This window comes from Methylobacterium mesophilicum (genome assembly GCF_036441335.1).
Lineage (GTDB): Bacteria > Pseudomonadota > Alphaproteobacteria > Rhizobiales > Beijerinckiaceae > Methylobacterium > Methylobacterium mesophilicum_B.
Map to the genome: position 1 here is coordinate 68263 of NZ_MLBW01000039.1, position 19263 is coordinate 87525.

The following is a 19263-nucleotide window of genomic DNA, read 5'->3' on the forward strand; positions in this document are numbered from 1 at the left end:
CATCCATGCCGTACCTTCAGCTCGATGTCGTCGGCCCGCATTCCGTGGCCTCTAAGAAGCGCCTCGCTGCGCAGATGAGCCGGACCTATGCGGAGATGATGGCGGTCGACATCAGGCGGATCAGCGTCGCCATCCGCGAACTCGGCGAGGGCGGCGTGTGGCGGATACCGGAAGCCGGCGGCGAGCCGGTGCCGGTGTCCGTGATGATGCTGGACATCCGCAAGGGACGCTCGGCCGAGTTGCGGATGGAGGTCGCCAAGGCGCTGTGCGCCCACTGCATCGAGATCCTCGGGTTGCACAAGGATCGCCTCAACGTGGAGTTCACGCAGCATTCCGGCGACGAGATGTATCACCCGACCCTCGGGGGCTACAGCCCCGAGTGGTCTCCGGACGAGCGATGATCCGTGTCGCAAACGGTTCTGGCCGAGAGCGGCAGGTCCGCTCTCGGATAGCCCGGGTATCGAAGTGGACACTCCGCGGTTCACTCGACGATGCGTCCCTCCGTCGGGGGGCGGTGTAATGCGCGTGCTCTCGGCTGCAGCTGCGCGCAGTACGGTTGAAGGCCGGTCGGGACTGTCAGGAATTTCGTGTGCGGGCGGCCATAGTGGATCCGAAGGAGGTTCCCGATGGCACGACGCAAAGCACCCCGCATCCCTGACGCAATCCTGGACCAGCTCCTGGCCGGGGCCGATCCGAAGACGGCCTTCGAGGCCGATGGTTTGCTGGACGAGCTGAAGAAGGCCCTGGCCGAGCGGGCGCTCAACGCCGAGATGGACCACCATCTGGCGGGCGAGGAGGCTGGCAACACGCGCAACGGCTACGGTCGCAAGACGGTCACGACCGAGACGGGCCGGATCGAACTGTTGATCCCGCGCGACCGGCAGGCGACGTTCGATCCGCAGCTGATCGCCCGGTATCAGCGCTGCTTTCCCGGCTTCGACGACAAGATCGTGTCGATGTACGCCCGCGGCATGAGCACCCGGGAGATCGCCGCGCACCTGCGCGAGCTCTACGGGATCGAGGTCTCACCCGACCTGATCAGCGCGGTGACCGACGCGGTCCTGGAGGAGGTCGCTGCCTGGCAGGCCCGGCCGCTGGAGCCGGTCTACCCGATCGTGTTCTTCGACGCCTTGCGGATCAAGGTGCGTGACGAGGGCGTCGTCCGCAACGAGGCCGTCCACATCGCGCTGGGCGTGCGCGCCGACGGCGCCAAGGAGATCCTCGGCCTCTGGCTGGAGCAGAACGAGGGCGCCAAGTTCTGGTTGCGGGTCATGAACGAGCTCAGGAACCGCGGCGTCGAGGACGTGCTGCTTGCCGTGGTCGATGGCCTGAAGGGCTTCCCCGACGCGATCCGGGCGGTGTTCCCCGAGGCGCTGGTCCAAACCTGCATCGTCCACCTGCTACGCCACAGCCTCGACTTCGTGTCCTACAAGGACCGCAAGCTCGTGGCGGGTGCGCTGAAGGACATCTACCGCGCGCTCGATGCCGCGGCTGGCGAGGCGGCCTTGGCGGCCTTCGAGACGAGCGAATGGGGTCGGCGCTATCCGGCCATCGCCCAGAGCTGGCGACGGGCCTGGGGCGAGGTGATCCCGTTCTATGCGTTCCCCGGGGAGGTGCGCCGGATCCTGTACACGACCAACGCCATCGAGGCCCTGAACGCCACGCTGCGCCGGGCTGTGCGCGCCCGCGGGCACTTCCCGACCGACGAGGCCGCGCTGAAGCTGCTCTACCTGGTCTTGAACCGCTCCGAGAAGGCGTGGAAGATGGGGCCGCGTGAATGGGTCATAGCCAAGGCGCAGTTCGCCGTCATCTTCGGCGAGCGCTTCACCCGGGCCATGGCGGCCTGATGTTTAACCTGCCGCCCGCACACGGAATTCCTGACAGTCCCAGGCCGGTCGGATCGCCGCGCTGGAGCGCTCGCATTCAACAGTTACGTGAGATCTATCTGCAGACGGAGATTGTGGCCGCCCGCCTCTGCCCACAGCGGGCGCCGGCCGTCGACGGATGTATCCTTCCCGCACCGGCGACGAACAGGGACGGCACATCCTGCACCTGTCGAACCGGAACGGAGATGGCCGCCATGATGACTCGGAGACTGTTCAGCCAAACGCTCTTCGCCGGCGCCGCCGCCGCGCTGCTTCCCGGGACGGCGCCGGCCCAGGATCTGCCGCGTGCGCGCAGCGTCGTCCTGGTCCACGGACTGTTCGCCGACGGGTCGTGCTGGTCCGAGGTGATCCCGCGGCTGCAGGAGAAGGGCCTGAACGTCACCTCCGTGCAGAACCCGCTGACCACCTTCGAGGAGGCCGTCGCGTCCGCACGGCGGGTTCTAGCCCGGCAGGAGGGACCGACCGTCCTCGTGGGCCACTCGTTCTCCGGCATGATCGTGACCGAGGCCGGGATCGACCCGAAGGTGTCCGCCCTCGTCTACGTCGCGGCCCGGGCGCCCGATGCCGGCGAGGATTACACCGCGCTGGCCAAGACCTATCCGGCACCGCCGGCCTCGGCCGGAATCGTGTTCGACGGCGACGAGGGGCGCCTGAGCGAGGCGGCCTTCCTGAGAGACTTCGCGGGCGACCTACCGGCGGACCGAGCCAAGGTTCTGTTCGCGGTCCAGCAGCCGTTCCACAAGGCGTTGTTGGCCGGGAGGACAACCCAGGCGGCGTGGCGATCGAAGCCGAGCTTCTACGCGGTGTCGACCGAGGACCGGACCATCAACCCGGACCTCGAACGGTTCATGGCCAAGCGCATGAACGCGAAGACCGTGGAACTCGCGGCGAGCCACCTGTCCCTAATTTCGCAGGCACCATACGTCGCGGACCTCATCCTTGAGGCTGCCGGCCAACCCCAAGGACGTCGCTGACCGGACAGTCCCACGCATGCTGTTCCGAGCCACGGCTGCCCCGGGCTGCAGGCAAGGACCGGCGCATGTCCGATCGCACGAAGGACATCATCATGGGGAGTGCGCGACCAGACCGTCTGCCGGAACCGTTAACGCGGCCGAAATCCGTCAATTGATCAACCGCAACGAGAGCGCACGGGCCACCGCATGCGTTCTATTGACGACGTTCAGGCGCTTCATGGCCTGATCGAAATGGAAGTTGACGGTTCGCTCCCGCAGATCGAGGATCAGGGCGATCTCCGCGGACGTCTTCCCGCGGCTGGCCCAGGTCAACACTTCCCGTTCCCGGCCGGTCAGATGGCCGAACGCGTCTTGGCTCTGCCCGCCTCGACCCGCGCGGAGACGATGCTCCACCACGACAGCCAACATCTCGAAGTCGACCGGCTTGGTGAGATAATCATCCGCGCCCTTCCGGCGCGCGGCGATCTCGCTGCCGCGATCGTCGAGCGCCGTGAGGAACACGAAAGGGATCCGCGCGAGGTGCGGGGCGGCCGCAGCCAGTTGCTCGAGCAAGTCCAGGCCGTTCATCCCCGGCATGCGCACGTCGCATAGGACCAGGTCCGGAGGTGACATTTGGATGGCCGACAAACCCGCCTCCCCGTCCGAGGCGCGTTCCACCGTGTAGCCGAGGTCGACCAGGGCTTCCGCGACCAGGCTCGCCGTTTCCTCGTCGTCCTCAACGCAGAGTATCCTAGGCATGCTCCGGCTCCGGGGATGACAGCGCCCCGTCTCGCGGCAGCGCCAGCATAGCACGGGTTCCGCGGCCCTCTTCGCTCTCGATGACGAGGCGGCCGCCATGGCGGCGTGCGATCTCCTCCACGAGGCTCAGCCCGATCCCCGTGCCCGGTATCGTGCCGACGTTGCTCGCCCGGTAGTAGCGCTCCCGGATGCGTCCGATCTCGCCGCGCGGGATGCCCACGCCCTCGTCCTCGACGACGATCTCGACGCCGGCGCCGGACGGGTATGCCCGCAGTCGGACGGGGTCGCTGTCCGACGCATACTTGAACCCGTTCGAGAGAAGGTTGCTGACGGCCAGATGCAGAAGGTCGGGATCGCCGACGATCTCCAGCGATGCATCCGACATGTCTTCGACCAACTCACCACCCATCCCGATCTCGCGATAGTACCGGCACAACGACCGCAGCATCGCGGCGAGATCGAAGCGGCGCATGCGCGGGCGGAGGTTTCCGCCGGTATCCTCCAGCGCCCGCGCTAGGCCCGACATCAGGCTCGCGATCCGGAACACGGCGGACCGGATGCGGTGTGCCCGATCGGCGATGTCGCCCGGCTTGGCCCGGTCCTTGGTCGCGATCAGCCGCTGCGCGTTCCCGTCGATCGCCATCAGCGGCGTGCGGAATTCATGCGAGACCGTCGTTATGAAGTTGCGCTGCTCAACGGCGAGCGCCCGCTCCTTCTGCAGGGCGGTGCTTAGCGCCCCGGATTGTATGGCTAGGCGCTTGCGCGACTCAAGAAGCTCGGTGGTATTGCTCCGGAACACCGCAAGCGCTCGCGCCATCGCCCCGATCTCGTCTGGCCGCTTCTCGTCGGGGAGCGCGAAGTCGGTCTCGTAATCCGCGAGACGCCGCATGCGATCGGCGAGCCGCAGGAGCGGCTGCGAGATGGCGCGCCAGACGTAGACCGTGATGGCGAAGAACAGGGCCAGGGTCCCAAGCATCAGGTCGGAGACCCAGTCCTGAGCTTCCGCGATGGCCGCGGCCGCCCGGCCGCGGTCGGCCTCCGCGCGCGCCTCTGTAGCGAGCGTTAGCCTGAAGGCGGCGTCGCGGGCCGCGTCGAAGGTGGTCTTCGACGCGCCGTTGAACAGCAGGATTCCTTGGTCGGCCTCGCCGTCCCGGCTCAGCGCGGCCACGCGCTCCGCCACGGCTGCGTGCGCGCGCCACAGGTTTTGCAGCCGCACGAGCTCGCTCCGGTCCTCGTCTCGTCGGAGCAGCGCCGCGTAGCGTGTCATCACTTCCGCGAGATGGGCGGACACGCGCTGCAGCGACGCCAAGCGATCGGGGCGGTCCGCGGGATCCGGGCCGAGAAGGATTTCGGCCTCCGCGGTGCGCGCGTCCGAGATCCCGTGGTTCAGGCTCCCGAGGACCCGGATGCGCTCCAGCCAGCGGTGGTGCATCTCGCGGGAGAGCGCGTCGGCATGTTCGAGCCTATCCAGGCTGAGCAGGCGGGCGCCCTCCGTCGCGGCCATGAAGAGGAGCACCATGAGACCGAGCTTCGCGACCAGGGAGTGGCGCCAAGCCAGAGTCTTGCGCAGCAACGACATGGCGATCCCCCAGCGGACCCGGTGGCCCGGCTTCGAAGGCTTAGGCCCGCCCCGCCCGACGTAAGCCTGTCAGATTTCACAGGATGACGCCGGGGGCCACGAACTGATCTGTAGACCGCGAGCCGGCGGACGGTCCGTCGCTCAGAGGGGTCACATGAGGATCGCCGTGATTTCGGACGCCGTGACGCCGGCGGGCCGCCTGCCCGCGGCTGGACGCCCCTGAAATGGCGCCGCGTCCCGTCGGTGCCGTTCGCTCGCGGATGCCCGATATCCGGCACGCGGCCCGGGCTGCCGTCCCGATCGTCCGCGACGTCGCGGACGCCGCCGATCGACCGGCTCCAACGGACCGGGGTGGGGCCAGTGCGCCTGCGCCGACCGCCGGGACCCGAACATGGGCCGGCTTCGCCATCCTGTGCGTCGGCATGTTCATCGCCATCCTGGACATCCAGATCGTCGCGACATCCCTTCCGCGGATCCAGGCGGGTCTCGGGATCCCGCCGGACCGGGTCAGCTGGGTCCAGACGGCGTATCTCACCGCCGAGGTGCTCGTCATTCCGCTCACGGGTCCCCTCACGCGCCTGGCGAGCATGCGCCGGCTCTTCGTGACATCGGTGACCCTGTTCATGCTCGCGTCGTGCGGTTGTGCCGCGAGCGGCGGCTTTGCCTCGCTCATCGTCTGGCGCGCGCTCCAGGGCGCGTCCGGGGGCGCGTTGATCCCGACCGTGTTTTCAGCCGTCTTCCTGCTGTTCCCGCCGAACCGCCAGGGCATCGCCACGGCCGTCGCGGGAACGCTCGCCGTCCTCGCCCCGACCGCCGGCCCCGTCGTCGGCGGCTGGATCACTGAGACGGCGACCTGGCATTGGCTGTTCCTGATCAACGTGCCCGCCGGTCTCGTCTCGGCCTTCGGCGGGTACTGGCTGCTGCCGCGTGACCGGCGGCGCGGACGGCTCGGCGAACTCGATGTGACAGCCCTAGGGCTCCTGGCCGTCGCCCTGTGCAATCTGGAGCTCGGCCTCAAGGCGGCCCCGGAATCCGGCTGGGTGGCGCCTGCAGCCGTCGCACATCTCGGCGCGAGCACGGTGGCCGCGCTCGTGTTCGTCCGCCGTACCCTGGCGGCGGCCCATCCGCTCGTCGAGCTCCGGATGTTCGCGGATCGCCGCTTCGCCGTGGGCTCGGCACTCAGCTTCGCGTGCGGGGTGGGCCTTTACGGTTGCGTCTACCTCATGCCGGTCTTCCTCGGCTACGTGCAGGGACGCAGGCCGCTCGCGATCGGCGAGATCATGCTCGTCACCGGCCTGGCGCAACTCGCCGCGTCTCCACTCGCCGTCGCCCTGGACGAGCGCGTCGACGCGACCGTGCTCGCCGTCCTCGGATTCGGTCTGTTCGCGGTCGGCTCGTTCCTGAGCACGACCCAGACGGCCTCGATGGATCCTGGCGCGCTGGTCGTCCCGCAGATCGTACGCGGGCTCGCCATCATGTTCTGCCTGCTGGCGCCGACACGGTTGGCGCTGGGTCATCTGACGGCCGAGAGCGTTCCGGATGCAAGCGGGCTGTTCAACCTCATGCGAAATCTCGGCGGTGCCGTTGGCCTCTCGCTGATCGACACCGTGATCTACGGGCGGATCCCCGGCCACGTATCCGATCTCGTCGCGCGACTCGCGTCCGGCGATCTCGACGCCGCGAAACTTGTTGGCATCCCGCCGGCCGTTTTCGCGGCCCAGTCGGGCAAGCCGATCAGCGAAGCGACGCGTGCCCACGTCGCGCCGCTCGTCGAGAAGGCGGCCCTGACCGCTTCGATCGGCGATGCCTGGATGCTCGTCGGGACCCTCAACGTGGTCGCGATTGCCGCCCTGCTGCTCGTTCGCAGACGCGCCGAGCCGAGCCTGGAGCCGAAGCCATGACGGAAGCCTACCTCAACCGCATCGAGACGGCCGTCCCGCCCCACGACGTCCACGCAGCCTTCGCGGCCTTCGCCCGATCTCAGCTCGCCGACGACCGGCGCAAGCTGCGCATCCTGGACCGCATGGTGGAGCGCAGCGGGATCGAGCATCGGTATTCCTGCCTCGCGCCCGGGCTCGACCCGGGCCACGACGCCGTGGATGCCGACGGCCTCTACCGACCCGGGAGCTTCCCGACGACCGCGGCCCGCATGCGACTCTACGAGGAGCACGCCCCTGCGCTCGCGACGCGTGCGGTCGAAAAACTCCAACTCGGGGATCAGCGGGACCGCATCACCCATCTCGTGGTGTCGAGTTGCACCGGCTTCTCGGCACCCGGCCTGGACATCGACATCATCGAGCGCTGCGGCCTCAGGGGGGCTGTCGAGCGGACGATGGTCGGGTTCATGGGCTGCTACGCGGCGATCAACGCTCTGAAGATCGCGCGGCACATCGTTCGTTCGGAGCCGCAGGCCCGGGTCCTGGTGCTGAACATCGAGCTCTGCACGCTGCACCTCCAGGAGACCTCGGATCTCGAGCAGATCCTGACATTCCTCCTCTTCGCGGACGGGTGCGCTGCCAGCATCGTCTCCGCCGATCCGACGGGGCTGAGGCTCGACGCGTTCAACGCCCTGCTCACGCCCGACACGCGACAGCTCCTGACCTGGCATATCCGCGAATCCGGGTTCGACATGGTCCTGTCGGGCCGCCTGCCCGCGGCGGTGCAGGAAGGGATCAGCGGTCGCGCGGACGAGTTCCTGGCGGGACATCGGATCCCGGACGTCGACGCGTGGGCCGTCCATCCGGGCGGCCGAACCGTGCTCGACGCCGTGGAGCGCGCCTTCGCGCTGCCGCCCAGCGCGCTGGCGGTCTCGCGCGATATCTTGCGTCGGTTCGGCAACATGTCGTCGGCGACCGTCATGTTCGTGCTCGCCGCGCTCATGGATCGGGCGACGGCGGGTCAGGTCGGTTGTGCGATGGCGTTCGGCCCGGGTCTCGTCGCCGAAACGATGATGTTCCGAAAGGCGGCCTAGCTCCGCGCTCCCGGCGCCCGGGTCCGGCATCCCGGGCTCGCCGGCCGTCATTCGAAGACATTCCAATACCGGGCGGGATGTCGGCGCCCGGACTCCGCCCGTCTCCCGACGCAGGTCGCGGACGTTCCGGTGCGCGAGGCATCCTTCGATATCGACGCGGGAGAGGTGTTCGATGCCAACGACGACTGACACCGGGATCGAGCGATGGCCGGAGCCGCCGACGCGGAGCCCCGACAGGGCACCGGCTCCGCAGGGTTCCGGGCCCTCTGGAACCGCCGGGCGGCACGAGCCCGCGCGCCCTCGCTCGCTGGCCGTCCGGGCCTCGGACCAAGAACAGATGGATGCTCCGGATCTGCCCGAGGCCGCATACGCTGCGCTCCTTGCAGACCTCGCGCGCGTCAACCGGTGGACGCTGGCGGCGCGGCCAACCTTGGCCTTCCTGAGGCGGGTGGCTCGGCGCACCGGGCGGCTCAGGCTCCTCGACGTCGGTTTCGGGCAGGGCGACATGCTGCGTCGGATCGCGCGCTGGGCGGCCCGGGAAGGCGTTCCCGTCGCGTTGGTCGGGATCGACATCAATTCCCGTTCGGCGCCGGTCGCCCGCGCGGCAACCGACGACGCGCTCCGCATCGAGTACCGCACCGGCGCCTACACGGACCTCGCCGGAGAGGGCTGGGACGTGATCGTCTCGAGCCTGGTCGCGCACCACATGGACCACGCGGAACTGCTGGCGTTCCTTCGCTTCATGGAGCGCGAGGCGCGTGTCGGCTGGCTGATCAACGACCTGCATCGCCACGCCCTGCCCTATGCGGGCTTTCCGATCCTGGCTCGGGCCATGGGATGGCATCGGATCGTCCGCGAGGACGGCACGCTCTCGATCGCGCGCGCATACCGGCCGGCGGAATGGCCGCCGATCCTGGCCGAGGCCGGGATCGCCGAAGCTTCTGTCACTCGTTGCTTCCCGTTCCGGCTATGCGTCGAGCGCCTCCGCTGATCATCGGGGGCGGCCCGGCCGGTGCCGCCGCCGCCATCGGACTTGCCCGGGCGGGCCTGCGGCCGTTGCTGATCGAACGGAATCCCGAAGCGCAGAATGCTCTGTGCGGCGGCTTCCTGAGCTGGACGACGACCCGGCGCCTGATCGATCTGGGCGTCGATCCCGTTTCCCTTGGCGCCCATCGTGTCGGGGCGCTGGCGTTGTTCTCGGGGCGGGACGGAGCCGAAGCTCGGCTGCCCGCACCTGCCGTCGCCCTCTCGCGCCGCGTCCTCGACGAGGCCCTGCGCGCGCGCGCCCGGGCGGCGGGCGCGGCGATCGAGACCGGGATCGGGGCGAGGGCCCTGGCGGAGGGCCGGGTGCGTCTTGTCGACGGGGGCGAGATCCGACCGCCCTGCACGATCCTCGCGACCGGCAAGCATGATCTGCGCGGTGTCTTGCGCCCGCGTCCGGACGGGGACGCCGCGGTCGGGCTGCGCTGGCGCCTGGGTGCGAGCCGGGCGCTCGCGACGTTGCTCTCCGACCGGGTGGAACTGCACCTGTTCCGCGGCGGATATGCCGGATTGGTCATCCAGGAGGACGGCAGTGCCAACCTCTGCCTCGCCGTCCGACGAAGCCGCCTCAGCGAGGTCGACGGCGGACCGGATCGGCTCCTCCAGGCTGTCGCGGAGGAATCGCCCGCCCTCGGTCTGCGCTTGGCCGCGGCGACGCTCGGGCGCGCCCAAGCGGTCGCGAACGTACCCTACGGCTGGCGCGCGGGTGCCGGACCGGCGAACCTCTACCGGATCGGGGATCAGGCCGGAGTCATCCCGTCTCTCGCGGGCGAAGGAATCGCCATTGCGCTGTGCAGCGGCTTGGCCGCGGCCACCGCGATCGTGCGCGGCGAGCCGGCCGAGCGCTTCCAGCGATCGTTCTCGCGAAGGTCGTCCGTCCCGATCACTCTGGCCGGATGGCTCTGGCGCGCGGCGGAGACCCCCAAAGCCGCCAGGCAGCTGGTGCGCGCAGTCGCCTCCGCGCCGGCGCTCGGGCATCTGGCCTCGCGGCTGACGCGGATCTGACCTCAGCTTGCCTCCCACCCGACACCGGTGGCGCTGATGACCGAGGTGGATCGGGTCACCCGGGCAGGCTGGTTGCGGCTCTCGTCACGCCAGGCGCTCCACCGCTCCGGGGAATCGCCGCCGATGCGGGACCGGCCTGCTCCGCCTGGCCCGGACTTCGGCCGGTCGAAGTACCGGCGTTACAGGCCGTTCTCCGGCTGCGCATCCCCTTCGAGGTGTCGGGTCGCTCTGTAACGACCAGGTGATAGACCATGATGCCGGTGAAAAAGCTTTGAGAACGCGGCGACGGACTCGTAGCCGACGCCGGTCGCAACGCGTGCAATCCCCAGGTCGCTCGTCTCGAGCAAGAAGGCAGCTTCCGACATCCGTCGCGCGATCAGATAGCGGTACATCGATTGGCCGACGAGCTTGGTGAAGCGAGCCGAGAACGCCGAGCGACCGAGCCCGACCTGCTGTCCCAACTCGTCCAGTGTCCAGGACCGATCCAAGTGCTTGTGGATCAATCGAAGCGCCGGTCCGATATGCGGGTCCGTGATCGCCCCGAGCCAGCCGCCTTCGCCGGGACGCAGCGATGTCGACCAGCTTCGCAGCACCTCGACGAAGAGGACCTCCGTCAATCGGGAAAGGACCACGTCCTGACCGGGGCGCGGCTGCGCCGACTCACGCACCATGCGCTGCAGGATCAGTTCGAGCCACGCACCCTCCTCCGTCGACTTGAGGTGGAGGACGGGCGGAAGCAGATCCAACAGGCTGCTCCGCGATGGCTGTGCCACGGTGAACTTGCCGCAAATCATCGTGGAACAGGGCGGGGCGCTGCCGCCGTGGCGAACAATGCCGTGATGCGCGGACGACCGATCCAGATCTGTGATCGAGAATGGTTCTGCTCGGCGATCCGAATAGAATTCGTGAGGCTCGCCGCGCGAGATTACGACAAGGTCGCCCGCGCTCATGTGGAATTCGCGCTCCTGATCAAGCGCGAGCGTCGCCGAGCCATGGCTGACGTAATGGAACAGCGCGTACGGGCGTTGCGGGAGGGCCAGGTTCCAGGGATGGCCGAGCTCGAAATGGAACAGCAGGGTCCCCCCCAGGCGCACGCGGTCGAGTACTTCGGCGAGGACGTCCATAATAGCGACGATAAGGTCCCGGACGATCGGACACAACACGCGGACGATCAAGCTCTACCGTTCGAGGTGCCGTCATATTAGGTCCTGCCGAGGGCGTTGACGCATCGTGCAATCGTCCATCGTTCCTGACGCAAGGTTCAGGACGTGGACAATTCGCAGCGCTTGAACATCCGCGACCTCGCTTTATCCGCCCGTCGGCAGGAGTTGTTATGCAAGGTGTTGTTCTGTCCCTGGCCGCAGCCCTGATGTCTGCAACGACATTGGCCGCTGCCCGCGCCACAGAGCTGCCCAAGGGGGCGACTCACAATATTGTCCTTGTCCATGGCGCGTTTGTCGATGCATCGAGCTGGAAGCCCGTCGCGGATATTCTCACGAAGAAGGGCTACAACGTCACGCGCGTCGACAATCCGCTGACCTCTCTTGCCGCCGACGTCGAGGCCACCGAGCAGGCGCTGGCAAAGCAGAGAGGCAAGACGGTTCTCGTCGGCCATTCCTGGGGTGGCGTCGTCATCACGCAGGCCGGCAACGATCCCAAGGTCTCGGCGCTCGTCTACGTCTCCGCTTTTGCGCCGGATGTGGGCCAATCGCTGGCGGCCCTCGCCAAGGGCGGTCCGGCCACTGAAGGTGCTGCGGCGATACATCCCGACGACAAAGGTAATCTGTACATCGATCCCAAAGTCTTTCCCTCAGCGGTCGCGGCCGACCTTCCCCCGCAGATCGCCCAGTCGTTGGCGGACCATCAACTACCGTTGAGCCACACGGCGTTCGAAGCGCCGGTCGATGCGGCCGCGTGGCACCACAAGCCGACGTTCTACGTGATCACCACGAAGGACAAGGTAATCGCACCGGAAGTCCAGAAACTATTCGCCGCCGCGATGAAGGCCCAGACGACGGAAGTTGCCGGCAGCCATGCCTCGCTCGTCGTTCACGCGAACGAAGTCGCCGCGGCGATCGAGAAGGCCACGCTCGCCAAGTAACAGGGCCGCTCCCGGCCCGTCCGCGTCGGGAGCGGCCGCGCCTGCCGAGAGAGGTGCTGTCTGAATAACACGCCGGCGATTGCGTGATCGTCCTGGCATTCCCTGACGGTCGCGCGCGGTCTATCGAGTGTATTTCGTACGGAGGCGATAATGGATGTGGATAAAATTGCGGTCGAGCGGCTTATAATTCTGAGATCCAGACCGTTCGACGCTGTCGTGACGGCGCTCAAATCCTCGGTCGGTCAGCCGTACTGGAACTAATTCGTTCGGGCGTCGCAGGCTGCAACTCCGCGTCCGATTTCGAGCGTGTCGTGCAGCGTGGACTCGGCCGCACGGGCTTCATGCTCTTTGCCGAATTCGATCTGGGTGCCGTTCTGCGGCGCGAATCCAAATCCGATGCACCCAAGAGCTTGCCTTTTCTGGTGGGCAATCCCCTCATCATGAAAGAGATGGTCAAGCACGTGCCCGACACGGGATCCTATGCTCCGGTCACGATCCTTATCGATGAGCGGCCCGATGGCGTGCACCTCTCCTATGACAGGATGGAGAGCTATCTGCTGCCCTATGGCAACACGGAAGCTCTCGCCGTTGCCCGCGACCTCGATGCGAAGATGACGGCCTTGCTGCGGGACTGTGCAGGCTAGACCGTCTGATCACGGTGCGGCTGGCCCTGGCGTCTCGGAGGTACGGGACTGCAACACAGGAATGGTCCATCGTTCGGCTGTCCGGGCCGACAGGCTCGAAAGGGAGAGGAATTTTCGGCATGTCCAAGCGCTGTCTTGCCAGCTTCACCGCCGCGGTTCTTTTCAGCGCGGCTGTCGCGGGAGCTTCTGAGGCCAAGGCGGAGCCTCTGGATTCTGCGAGCCTCGGTGCAATCAGGGCGCAGTTCAGTCGTCTGATGGAACTGGCCAACAAGCACGATTTCAGATCGTTGCATGATATGTTCTGGCAATCGCCGACAACGCTGTTGGTGGCGAAGAGCGCGAACCCGGCCGAGGGAAACTGGGCCGGCTACTGGGGCAACGAGGCGATCGATCAGAAGCTGCATGACATCGGCAGCTCCGGTCCGGTGGTGCTCGAGCCAGACTATTCGAAGCTCAAGGTGGTCGGACTGACGCACGATGTCGCGGAGTCTTACGTGCCGATGAACATCACCGTTTCGTACGCGGGACAGGACGGAACGCCCAGACCGTTTCTCATGATCATCAATTGGCTGCGCATCGGGACGGACTGGAAGGTCGCCGCTGAGATCATTCTCCCCGTACCGCCGGCACCCGCGTCGAAGGGCTAGAGCTGTTCCCGGCGGTGTTGCGACGGGATAGTGGCCGGTGCGTTGACCGGCGTGGTCGCGCCCCGGATTCCCAGCACGGCCTCCCTGCATTCGATCATCGCGAGGGCCTCCCGCACGATCTGCTTCACGTTCGTTGCGGGGAGGTCCGCCATGCCTCCGTGCCGTAAGATCTCGCTTCGCGGAACGCCTAATCCCAGATGCATGAGCTGAGCTACGATCACGTCTGCTTCGAGGCGGCCGTCTCAAGCTGATGAATGACCGGGTCGGGCGCAAAGCTGAACGGCCGGTTTTGCGATCGTCTGCCATCGGGCATGGCATAGTCTGGCAGCACGCCGCCAGTCTGCTTCTGAGAAAGATGGCCGGGCAAGTGGGCAGGCTTCAACTGGCTAGACCTGGGCGCTGGAACCAATGTACTCCAATTTTATCCGAAAGCGGCAAGGATCGCTTTCGGCACCTTGCAGATGTACGTGTATTTCGGATTGACCATTTGTGTGCAGCGCGCCTCGGCGATCTGCGCAAGTAGCAGGTAACCCTCCGGCTCAGGGATGTTCCACTCGTCGGCGAGCCAGTAGATCATGTCGGCGAAGGCGATGCGCATCGCATCCTCAAGCGGGCGGGCGCAGCCGAGCGTGCAGAGATGCGTGGGCGTCTCGATCCGCGGGTGGCCGAGTCGCGCCGGTGCGGGCACGAGGCTCACCCGCAGGGTGACGTTCGCGCCGATCTCGATTGCTCCCATGCCGACGGCTTCGCCGTCGCCCTGGAGCGCGTGACAATCGCCGATGAAGAAATGCGCGCCGGGCTTCTCCACCCGCAGCATCACCGTGTTGCCGGTGGTGACCTCCTGAACGTCGAGGTTGCCGCCATGCGTGCCGTTGTCGACCGTGAGGACCGCGCCGTGGACCGGCGCGACGCCGATGACGCCGGCCATCGGCTTCACCGGCAGCCGGAGCCGGTCGTTCCAGATGATATGGCCGTCGTGCACGTCGACGACCTTGGTCCGGATGCCCCATTCCTTGCGGCGCACCCAGTCCGGGAACATGCCGTGCCCGGGCCAGAGGGAGCTGTAGCCGCGCTGGCCGAGCTCCATGTCGAGGATCTCGACCTTCAGCATGTCGCCGGGCTTGGCGCCCGCGACTTCGATCGGCCCCGTCGCCCCGTTCACGAACGGGAAGGTAACGTCGGCTTCGGTCAGATTCTGCCCGAGCTCCTTGATGACGCCGTCACCGATGTTGATCACGCATTCGACCGTGACGATCTCACCCGGTGCGATCGTCGCCACGAAGGGCTCGTCGCCCGAGAGGGCGTACTTGATCGTTCCCTGCTTGCTGATGCGCTGCGTCACATGGAGCTCCTGGTGGCGATGGCGTTGGTCTTGAGGGGTGGCGCGGGTCAGAGATGATACCGCCAGGGCATGAGCAGCCGTTCGGCCCGGCCGACCAGGAAGGTCAGGACGAGGGCCAGCGCGATCGTGCCGACCAGCGCGGCGAAGACCTTCGGGATCGCGTAGAGGGATCCCGCCTGGAAGATGGCATGGCCCAGGCCCACGGACGAGGACATGAACTCGCCGACGATGGCGCCGATCAGCGCGAAGCCGACGGTGAGCTTCAGGCCGGCGAAGATGTCGGCGAGGCTCGACGGCACGACGAGCTTGGCGAAGATCTGCGGCTTCCGCGCGCCGAGAGTCCGCAGCAGGTTGATCTGGTCCGGGTCGACGCCGAGCGCGCCCTTGTAGGAGGTCACGAGGGCGACCACGACGACGGAGAGCGTCGACATCGCGACCTTCGAGGCGAGCCCGGTGCCGAACCAGATGATGATGATCGGCGCGAGCGCGATGATCGGGATCGAGCCGATCGCGACGATGAAGGGCTGGACGACCCGCGACACGAAGGTCGAGTACCAGAGCGACAGGCCGGCGAGCGTGCCGACGACGTTGCCGATGAGGAACCCGAGCCCCGTCTCGAGGGCCGTCACGCCGGCATCGCGCAGGAGCGTGCCGTCGGCGAGGCCCTGCCAGAGGAACCGGCCGATGGCCGAGGGTGAGCCGAACAGGAAGGCTGATTGCGGGCTCAGGCGCGTCTGCCATTCCCAGACCGTCAGCAGAGCCGCGAGGAGCACGATCTGCACGAGCAGAACGAGCACGCCTGAGCGCAGGCGCGCACCGTCGCGCGGCGGTGCGGGCGGGTCATCCCGGCTCGTCCTGACAACGGTCGCGGGTCCGGTCACGGCATCCGACATCTCAGGACCTCGCTGCAGCACGGCTGATGCCTTGCCCAGCGCGGCCGAGCGTGGAGCGTGGGATGTCGAGATCGGCCCAGATCTGGCGGACGTAATCGCCGAAACCGGCGCTCTCCCGGGCTCCGATCATGTCGTCGGGCGCACAGTCGAGGTCGATCGCGTAACTGGCCTTGACGGTGGTCGGCCGCCCACTCAGCACGAGGACGCGGTCGGCGATCGAGACGGCTTCCTCGATGTCGTGCGTGATCAGGAGCGCGGACTTGGCCCCGTCGCGCACGAGCCGCACCGTGTCGGCTTCGATCAGGAGCTTTGTCTGGAAGTCGAGCGCCGCGAAGGGCTCGTCGAACAGCAGGACATCCGGATCGTTGATCAGGGTGCGGGCGAGCGCCACGCGCTGGCGCATGCCGCCCGACAGGGTCGCGGGATAGGCCCCGGCGAAACCGTGCAGACCGAGCTGGTCGAGGAGCGCGCGCGCCCGCTCATCGGCTTGCCCGCGCGGCATCCCGCGCAGTTCGGTGCCGAGCTTCACGTTGTCGAGGGCCGTCCGCCAGGGCAGCAGGAGGTCCTTCTGCAGCATGTAACCGATCCCGCTGGGCGTGCGACCGCGGCGCTCGAGGGGCACACCGTTCCAGAGGATGCGGCCGGAGTCCGCCGGCGTGAGACCGCAGACGGCGTTGAGGAGCGTCGTCTTCCCGCAGCCCGAGGGCCCCACGATCGCGACGATCTCTCCGCGGGCGAGCGCGAAGGTGAGATCGCCGACAACCGGCAGGAGGCGGCCGCCCGTCCTATACGCCTTGGCGAGATGCTCTACGGCAAGCGGGCGTGCGACGTGGGGCGCGGCGGGCAGGGGACCTTGGGACACGGGAGCGCCGGTCAACCGGCGCGCTTCGCGGCTTTGTCGGCAAACGTATTGTCGACGACCTGATCGAAAGTGAGCGTCCCCTTGATGTTTCCAAGATACTTTTGCATGCCCATCAGGCTCTCCCAGGCGTCCTTCTCGGTCACGACGCTGGAGGCCGGGATCTTGTACTTCAGCTCGGCGTCGATTGCCGAATCCACGACCTCGCCCGGCAGATCCGGGAATTCCAGCCGCGCGACCTTCTTGGCGTAGTCCGGATCGCTGTAGGTTTTGCGTCCGGCCTCCTCGAAGGACGTCACCAGAGCCTGCACAGTCTCGGGGGCCTGCTGAATCGTGCCGGGCAGCACCATGATCCCGGTGTTGCAGAAGGGCCCGACGTAGTTCGAGAAATCGAAGACGATTTTCGCGCCCTGTGCCACCGCCTGAGCGACGCCGGGTTGATAGGCGACCGCGATGTCGGCCGCGCCGGCGAGCATGGCAGCGATCTCGGTTCCAGGGCTCACCGGCACGATCGTCGCGTCGGCGCCGAGCTTCATGCCGTTGCTCTCGAGGAGCCGCTTGGTGACGCTGAAATTGGTGTTGGGCTCCGGCGAGGTGGCGATCCGCTTGCCCTTGAAGCCTTTCGGGTCGGTGAAGGGCTCGACCGTCTTCGAGACCGCGAAGTAGTGGGCCCGCTGAACGACGGTCCCGACGACCATCCCGGGGCCGCCGTTCTCGCGCGAGATCACTACCATCGTGGGATCTCCGATGGCGAAATCTGCCGAGCCCCCCAGCACAGCCGCGAAGGTCTGCGTGTCGCCTCCGGCGGCACTCACCTGCATGGCGAGGCCGTTCTTCTCGAAGATGCCGGCGTGCATCCCGACGTAGAGGTTGATGTAGCCCAGGTTGTGGACGGCCTCGCTGAAGCGGACGGTCTTGAGGCCCGCGGCGCGCGCGATCGAGGGCGCCAGCGGCGCGCCGACCGCCAGGCCGGCGATGCCTTTCAGGATCGAGCGCCGATGGAGCATGGGCGACCAAGATTGAGGCATACGATCTCCGGGAGACGTGAGCAAGCGATCGGTAGATTGCTGCAGACGTGCGATGGCTTCGGTATATGATTGTACGATTACCGCCGTCGGCCGGTTCACGACGCAAATTAGCTGCCAGATCAGGCGCGTGCTCCGTGCATTAGGGAGGCCAAGCTGCTCCTTGGGTTGCCCGCGACGGAAGGCGCATGCAATTGCTTCCAATTCGCTGCACCGCCATCACAGCTTGCGCTGTAGGATTGCATTTGGCTGCAGCAGGTCCGAAGCAGTCGACCAGATCTGGCCGGAAGCGGAAGAGTGGCTTCCGAGTTGGGCCGCCGGAAAAGCGGACAAGCTTCTATTGACCCAACCTGGTCACAGAACATGATCGGCGCGGTTCCCCAAAACGTATATTCTCATCGCAATGGAAGATGGATCGCAGAAAAGAATCGACTCAACCGCAAGGAAGCTGATTGTCCACTGGGCTAGCTCGAAAAATTACCATCAAACAACAGTTGAATATGCTTTTCATCTTCAAGAATCAAACGGCCTTGGCATTCTCGCGCCAGTCCCTCGAAGATATTGCAGGCCTTGAAACTGAGACCGGTTGCGAAAGCCGAAGACCAACCTGCAGCGAGGGATCGGAGCGGAACAGGGCTTTCAGGAAGGCCGAGACTGCCCTGATGCGGGGCGAGAATTGCAGGTCGGTGTGGACGTTAAGCCAGAGATCTCGGGTCGTCGACAGGTCATCGTGCATTACGGGGACCAAGAGGTCACGTCCAGCAACCGCGAAGCTTGGGAGAAGGACAATGCCGAGCCCACCGGCCGCCGCCTGCTTCTGGGCGATCATGCTTGTCGAGTGAAACACAGTACGCCGGTTCGCGATGATCTCGTCGAGCCAACGCACGCAATCGACCTGCACGAGATCCTCGACGTAGGTCACGAAGGCGTGGCGCTCCAGCTCCTGGATGGATCGTGGCGTTCCCGCCCGGTCGAGGTAGCCCGGTGAGGCGTAGAGCCCGAGCCGGAAGCGGCCGATCCGCTCGGAGACGAGCCCCTGCCCCGGTGGCTCGAAGAAGCTCAGGAAGAGGTCGGCCTCTCGGCGGTTCACGTAGACCGTCTGGGGCGATGTCAGTAGCTCGACGGTGAGGTCGGGATGCGTCTCGTGCAGGCGCACGAACCGCTCGGCGAGATAGAGGGAGGCGATGCCCTCCATCGTCGCGAGACGGACGCGGCCTCCGGCCTGCCCGGAGCCGGGAGTGACCTCCTCCTCCATGGCGATGATGGCGCTCTCCACCCGCTCCGCGTGGCGCAGCAGGCGCTGGCCGGCCTCGCTCAGGCGCAGGCCGGAGGGCACGCGCTCGAACAGGGAGACGCCCAGGGCGGCTTCCAGATGGGCGAGGCGCCGGCTGACGGTCGATTGATCGACCCTCAGCCTCTTGGCCGCTCCCGCGAGGCTGCCCCCACGGGCGGCATGGACGAAGACCTTCAGGTCATCCCAGTCGAGCTGATCGAGGGCACGCATAGCCTCGCGCGCCGCAAGAGTCGCGCCACGTCTGCGGCTCGGGATCCGTGCAAG

The 19263-nt window shown here is 66.9% G+C and carries 19 protein-coding genes; 10 read left to right on the forward strand and 9 right to left on the reverse strand.

Going from position 1 to position 19263, the window contains the following annotated elements; genetic code table 11:
- Positions 1-5 precede the first annotated feature (5 nt).
- The 3 genes from MMR14E_RS28775 to MMR14E_RS28785 all read left to right on the forward strand — a co-directional run bounded on the left by MMR14E_RS28775 (position 6) and on the right by MMR14E_RS28785 (position 2860).
- Positions 6-401 carry a tautomerase gene (locus MMR14E_RS28775; protein ID WP_331319050.1) on the forward strand — a complete coding sequence of 132 codons (396 nt, stop codon included), beginning with the start codon at positions 6-8 and terminating at the stop codon, positions 399-401.
- A 225-nt stretch (positions 402-626) separates the two neighbouring features.
- The gene (locus tag MMR14E_RS28780) at positions 627-1847 is read left to right on the forward strand and encodes an IS256 family transposase (RefSeq protein ID WP_331319051.1); all 1221 of its coding nucleotides are present in this window, start codon (positions 627-629) and stop codon (positions 1845-1847) included.
- Between the two features lie 233 nt (positions 1848-2080).
- On the forward strand, positions 2081-2860 hold the full coding sequence (locus MMR14E_RS28785; RefSeq protein WP_331319053.1) for an alpha/beta hydrolase: 780 nt from the start codon (positions 2081-2083) through the stop codon (positions 2858-2860).
- A gap of 147 nt (positions 2861-3007) precedes the next feature.
- Here MMR14E_RS28785 and MMR14E_RS28790 read toward each other — a convergent pair whose 3' ends face one another.
- Positions 3008-3598 (reverse strand): response regulator transcription factor, encoded by a 591-nt coding sequence (locus MMR14E_RS28790; protein WP_331319054.1) that lies wholly within the window; start codon positions 3596-3598, stop codon positions 3008-3010.
- Positions 3591-5177, reverse strand: coding sequence for a sensor histidine kinase (locus tag MMR14E_RS28795; RefSeq protein ID WP_331319056.1), 1587 nt, complete (start codon positions 5175-5177; stop codon positions 3591-3593). Before MMR14E_RS28795 ends, MMR14E_RS28790 begins: the two co-directional genes overlap by 8 nt.
- A 407-nt stretch (positions 5178-5584) precedes the next feature.
- Here MMR14E_RS28795 and MMR14E_RS28800 point away from each other — a divergent pair, with 407 nt between their 5' ends.
- The 4 genes from MMR14E_RS28800 (at position 5585) to MMR14E_RS28815 (ending at position 10194) form a co-directional block, all read left to right on the forward strand.
- Positions 5585-7078 (forward strand): DHA2 family efflux MFS transporter permease subunit, encoded by a 1494-nt coding sequence (locus MMR14E_RS28800; RefSeq protein WP_419539465.1) that lies wholly within the window; start codon positions 5585-5587, stop codon positions 7076-7078.
- Positions 7075-8148 carry a type III polyketide synthase gene (locus MMR14E_RS28805; protein ID WP_331319057.1) on the forward strand — a complete coding sequence of 358 codons (1074 nt, stop codon included), beginning with the start codon at positions 7075-7077 and terminating at the stop codon, positions 8146-8148. Before MMR14E_RS28800 ends, MMR14E_RS28805 begins: the two co-directional genes overlap by 4 nt.
- A gap of 337 nt (positions 8149-8485) precedes the next feature.
- Entirely contained in the window at positions 8486-9139 is a 654-nt protein-coding gene (locus MMR14E_RS28810; protein ID WP_331319059.1) for a methyltransferase domain-containing protein, read from the forward strand.
- Positions 9118-10194, forward strand: a complete 1077-nt coding sequence (locus MMR14E_RS28815) for an NAD(P)/FAD-dependent oxidoreductase (RefSeq protein WP_331319099.1) — start codon at positions 9118-9120, stop codon at positions 10192-10194. Before MMR14E_RS28810 ends, MMR14E_RS28815 begins: the two co-directional genes overlap by 22 nt.
- A gap of 179 nt (positions 10195-10373) precedes the next feature.
- On the opposite strand, the gene MMR14E_RS28820 is transcribed toward MMR14E_RS28815, so the two are convergent.
- A complete protein-coding gene (locus tag MMR14E_RS28820; protein ID WP_331319061.1) occupies positions 10374-11318 on the reverse strand; it encodes an AraC family transcriptional regulator in 945 nt (314 codons plus the stop codon).
- A 209-nt stretch (positions 11319-11527) separates the two neighbouring features.
- Here MMR14E_RS28820 and MMR14E_RS28825 point away from each other — a divergent pair, with 209 nt between their 5' ends.
- From MMR14E_RS28825 to MMR14E_RS28835, 3 genes are all read left to right on the forward strand, one after another.
- The gene (locus MMR14E_RS28825) at positions 11528-12295 is read left to right on the forward strand and encodes an alpha/beta fold hydrolase (RefSeq protein ID WP_103986509.1); all 768 of its coding nucleotides are present in this window, start codon (positions 11528-11530) and stop codon (positions 12293-12295) included.
- Between the two features lie 311 nt (positions 12296-12606).
- Positions 12607-12939 (forward strand): DUF302 domain-containing protein, encoded by a 333-nt coding sequence (locus MMR14E_RS28830; protein ID WP_331319066.1) that lies wholly within the window; start codon positions 12607-12609, stop codon positions 12937-12939.
- Positions 12940-13058: 119 nt separating this feature from the next.
- The gene (locus MMR14E_RS28835; RefSeq protein ID WP_331319068.1) at positions 13059-13586 is read left to right on the forward strand and encodes a hypothetical protein; all 528 of its coding nucleotides are present in this window, start codon (positions 13059-13061) and stop codon (positions 13584-13586) included.
- Here the strand turns inward: MMR14E_RS28835 and MMR14E_RS28840 are convergent.
- The 6 genes from MMR14E_RS28840 to MMR14E_RS28865 form a co-directional block, all read right to left on the reverse strand.
- The gene (locus MMR14E_RS28840; protein ID WP_331319070.1) at positions 13583-13738 is read right to left on the reverse strand and encodes a hypothetical protein; all 156 of its coding nucleotides are present in this window, start codon (positions 13736-13738) and stop codon (positions 13583-13585) included. The genes MMR14E_RS28835 and MMR14E_RS28840 overlap by 4 nt on opposite strands.
- A gap of 269 nt (positions 13739-14007) precedes the next feature.
- Positions 14008-14928: an acetamidase/formamidase family protein gene (locus MMR14E_RS28845; RefSeq protein ID WP_331319071.1), complete on the reverse strand. Its 921-nt coding sequence runs from the start codon at positions 14926-14928 to the stop codon at positions 14008-14010.
- Positions 14929-14975: 47 nt separating this feature from the next.
- Positions 14976-15725, reverse strand: a complete 750-nt coding sequence (locus MMR14E_RS28850; RefSeq protein ID WP_419149842.1) for an ABC transporter permease — start codon at positions 15723-15725, stop codon at positions 14976-14978.
- A gap of 97 nt (positions 15726-15822) precedes the next feature.
- Positions 15823-16683, reverse strand: coding sequence for an ABC transporter ATP-binding protein (locus tag MMR14E_RS28855; protein WP_331319072.1), 861 nt, complete (start codon positions 16681-16683; stop codon positions 15823-15825).
- Between the two features lie 11 nt (positions 16684-16694).
- Positions 16695-17807, reverse strand: a complete 1113-nt coding sequence (locus MMR14E_RS28860) for an ABC transporter substrate-binding protein (protein WP_244435107.1) — start codon at positions 17805-17807, stop codon at positions 16695-16697.
- Positions 17808-18225: 418 nt separating this feature from the next.
- Positions 18226-19209: a LysR family transcriptional regulator gene (locus tag MMR14E_RS28865; RefSeq protein ID WP_331319073.1), complete on the reverse strand. Its 984-nt coding sequence runs from the start codon at positions 19207-19209 to the stop codon at positions 18226-18228.
- Positions 19210-19263: the final 54 nt, after the last annotated feature.

What these genes read in the sequence shown, in the direction of transcription:
- MMR14E_RS28825 (WP_103986509.1), top strand. Translation starts at nt 11,528, where the DNA reads ATGCAAGGTGTTGTTCTGTCCCTGGCCGCAGCCCTGATGTCTGCAACG.
- MMR14E_RS28780 (WP_331319051.1), top strand. Translation starts at nt 627, where the DNA reads ATGGCACGACGCAAAGCACCCCGCATCCCTGACGCAATCCTGGACCAG.
- MMR14E_RS28785 (WP_331319053.1), top strand. Translation starts at nt 2,081, where the DNA reads ATGATGACTCGGAGACTGTTCAGCCAAACGCTCTTCGCCGGCGCCGCC.
- MMR14E_RS28790 (WP_331319054.1), bottom strand. Translation starts at nt 3,598, where the DNA reads ATGCCTAGGATACTCTGCGTTGAGGACGACGAGGAAACGGCGAGCCTG.
- MMR14E_RS28820 (WP_331319061.1), bottom strand. Translation starts at nt 11,318, where the DNA reads ATGGACGTCCTCGCCGAAGTACTCGACCGCGTGCGCCTGGGGGGGACC.
- MMR14E_RS28810 (WP_331319059.1), top strand. Translation starts at nt 8,486, where the DNA reads ATGGATGCTCCGGATCTGCCCGAGGCCGCATACGCTGCGCTCCTTGCA.
- MMR14E_RS28840 (WP_331319070.1), bottom strand. Translation starts at nt 13,738, where the DNA reads ATGGCGGACCTCCCCGCAACGAACGTGAAGCAGATCGTGCGGGAGGCC.
- MMR14E_RS28835 (WP_331319068.1), top strand. Translation starts at nt 13,059, where the DNA reads ATGTCCAAGCGCTGTCTTGCCAGCTTCACCGCCGCGGTTCTTTTCAGC.
- MMR14E_RS28815 (WP_331319099.1), top strand. Translation starts at nt 9,118, where the DNA reads ATGCGTCGAGCGCCTCCGCTGATCATCGGGGGCGGCCCGGCCGGTGCC.
- MMR14E_RS28795 (WP_331319056.1), bottom strand. Translation starts at nt 5,177, where the DNA reads ATGTCGTTGCTGCGCAAGACTCTGGCTTGGCGCCACTCCCTGGTCGCG.
- MMR14E_RS28805 (WP_331319057.1), top strand. Translation starts at nt 7,075, where the DNA reads ATGACGGAAGCCTACCTCAACCGCATCGAGACGGCCGTCCCGCCCCAC.
- MMR14E_RS28865 (WP_331319073.1), bottom strand. Translation starts at nt 19,209, where the DNA reads ATGCGTGCCCTCGATCAGCTCGACTGGGATGACCTGAAGGTCTTCGTC.
- MMR14E_RS28775 (WP_331319050.1), top strand. Translation starts at nt 6, where the DNA reads ATGCCGTACCTTCAGCTCGATGTCGTCGGCCCGCATTCCGTGGCCTCT.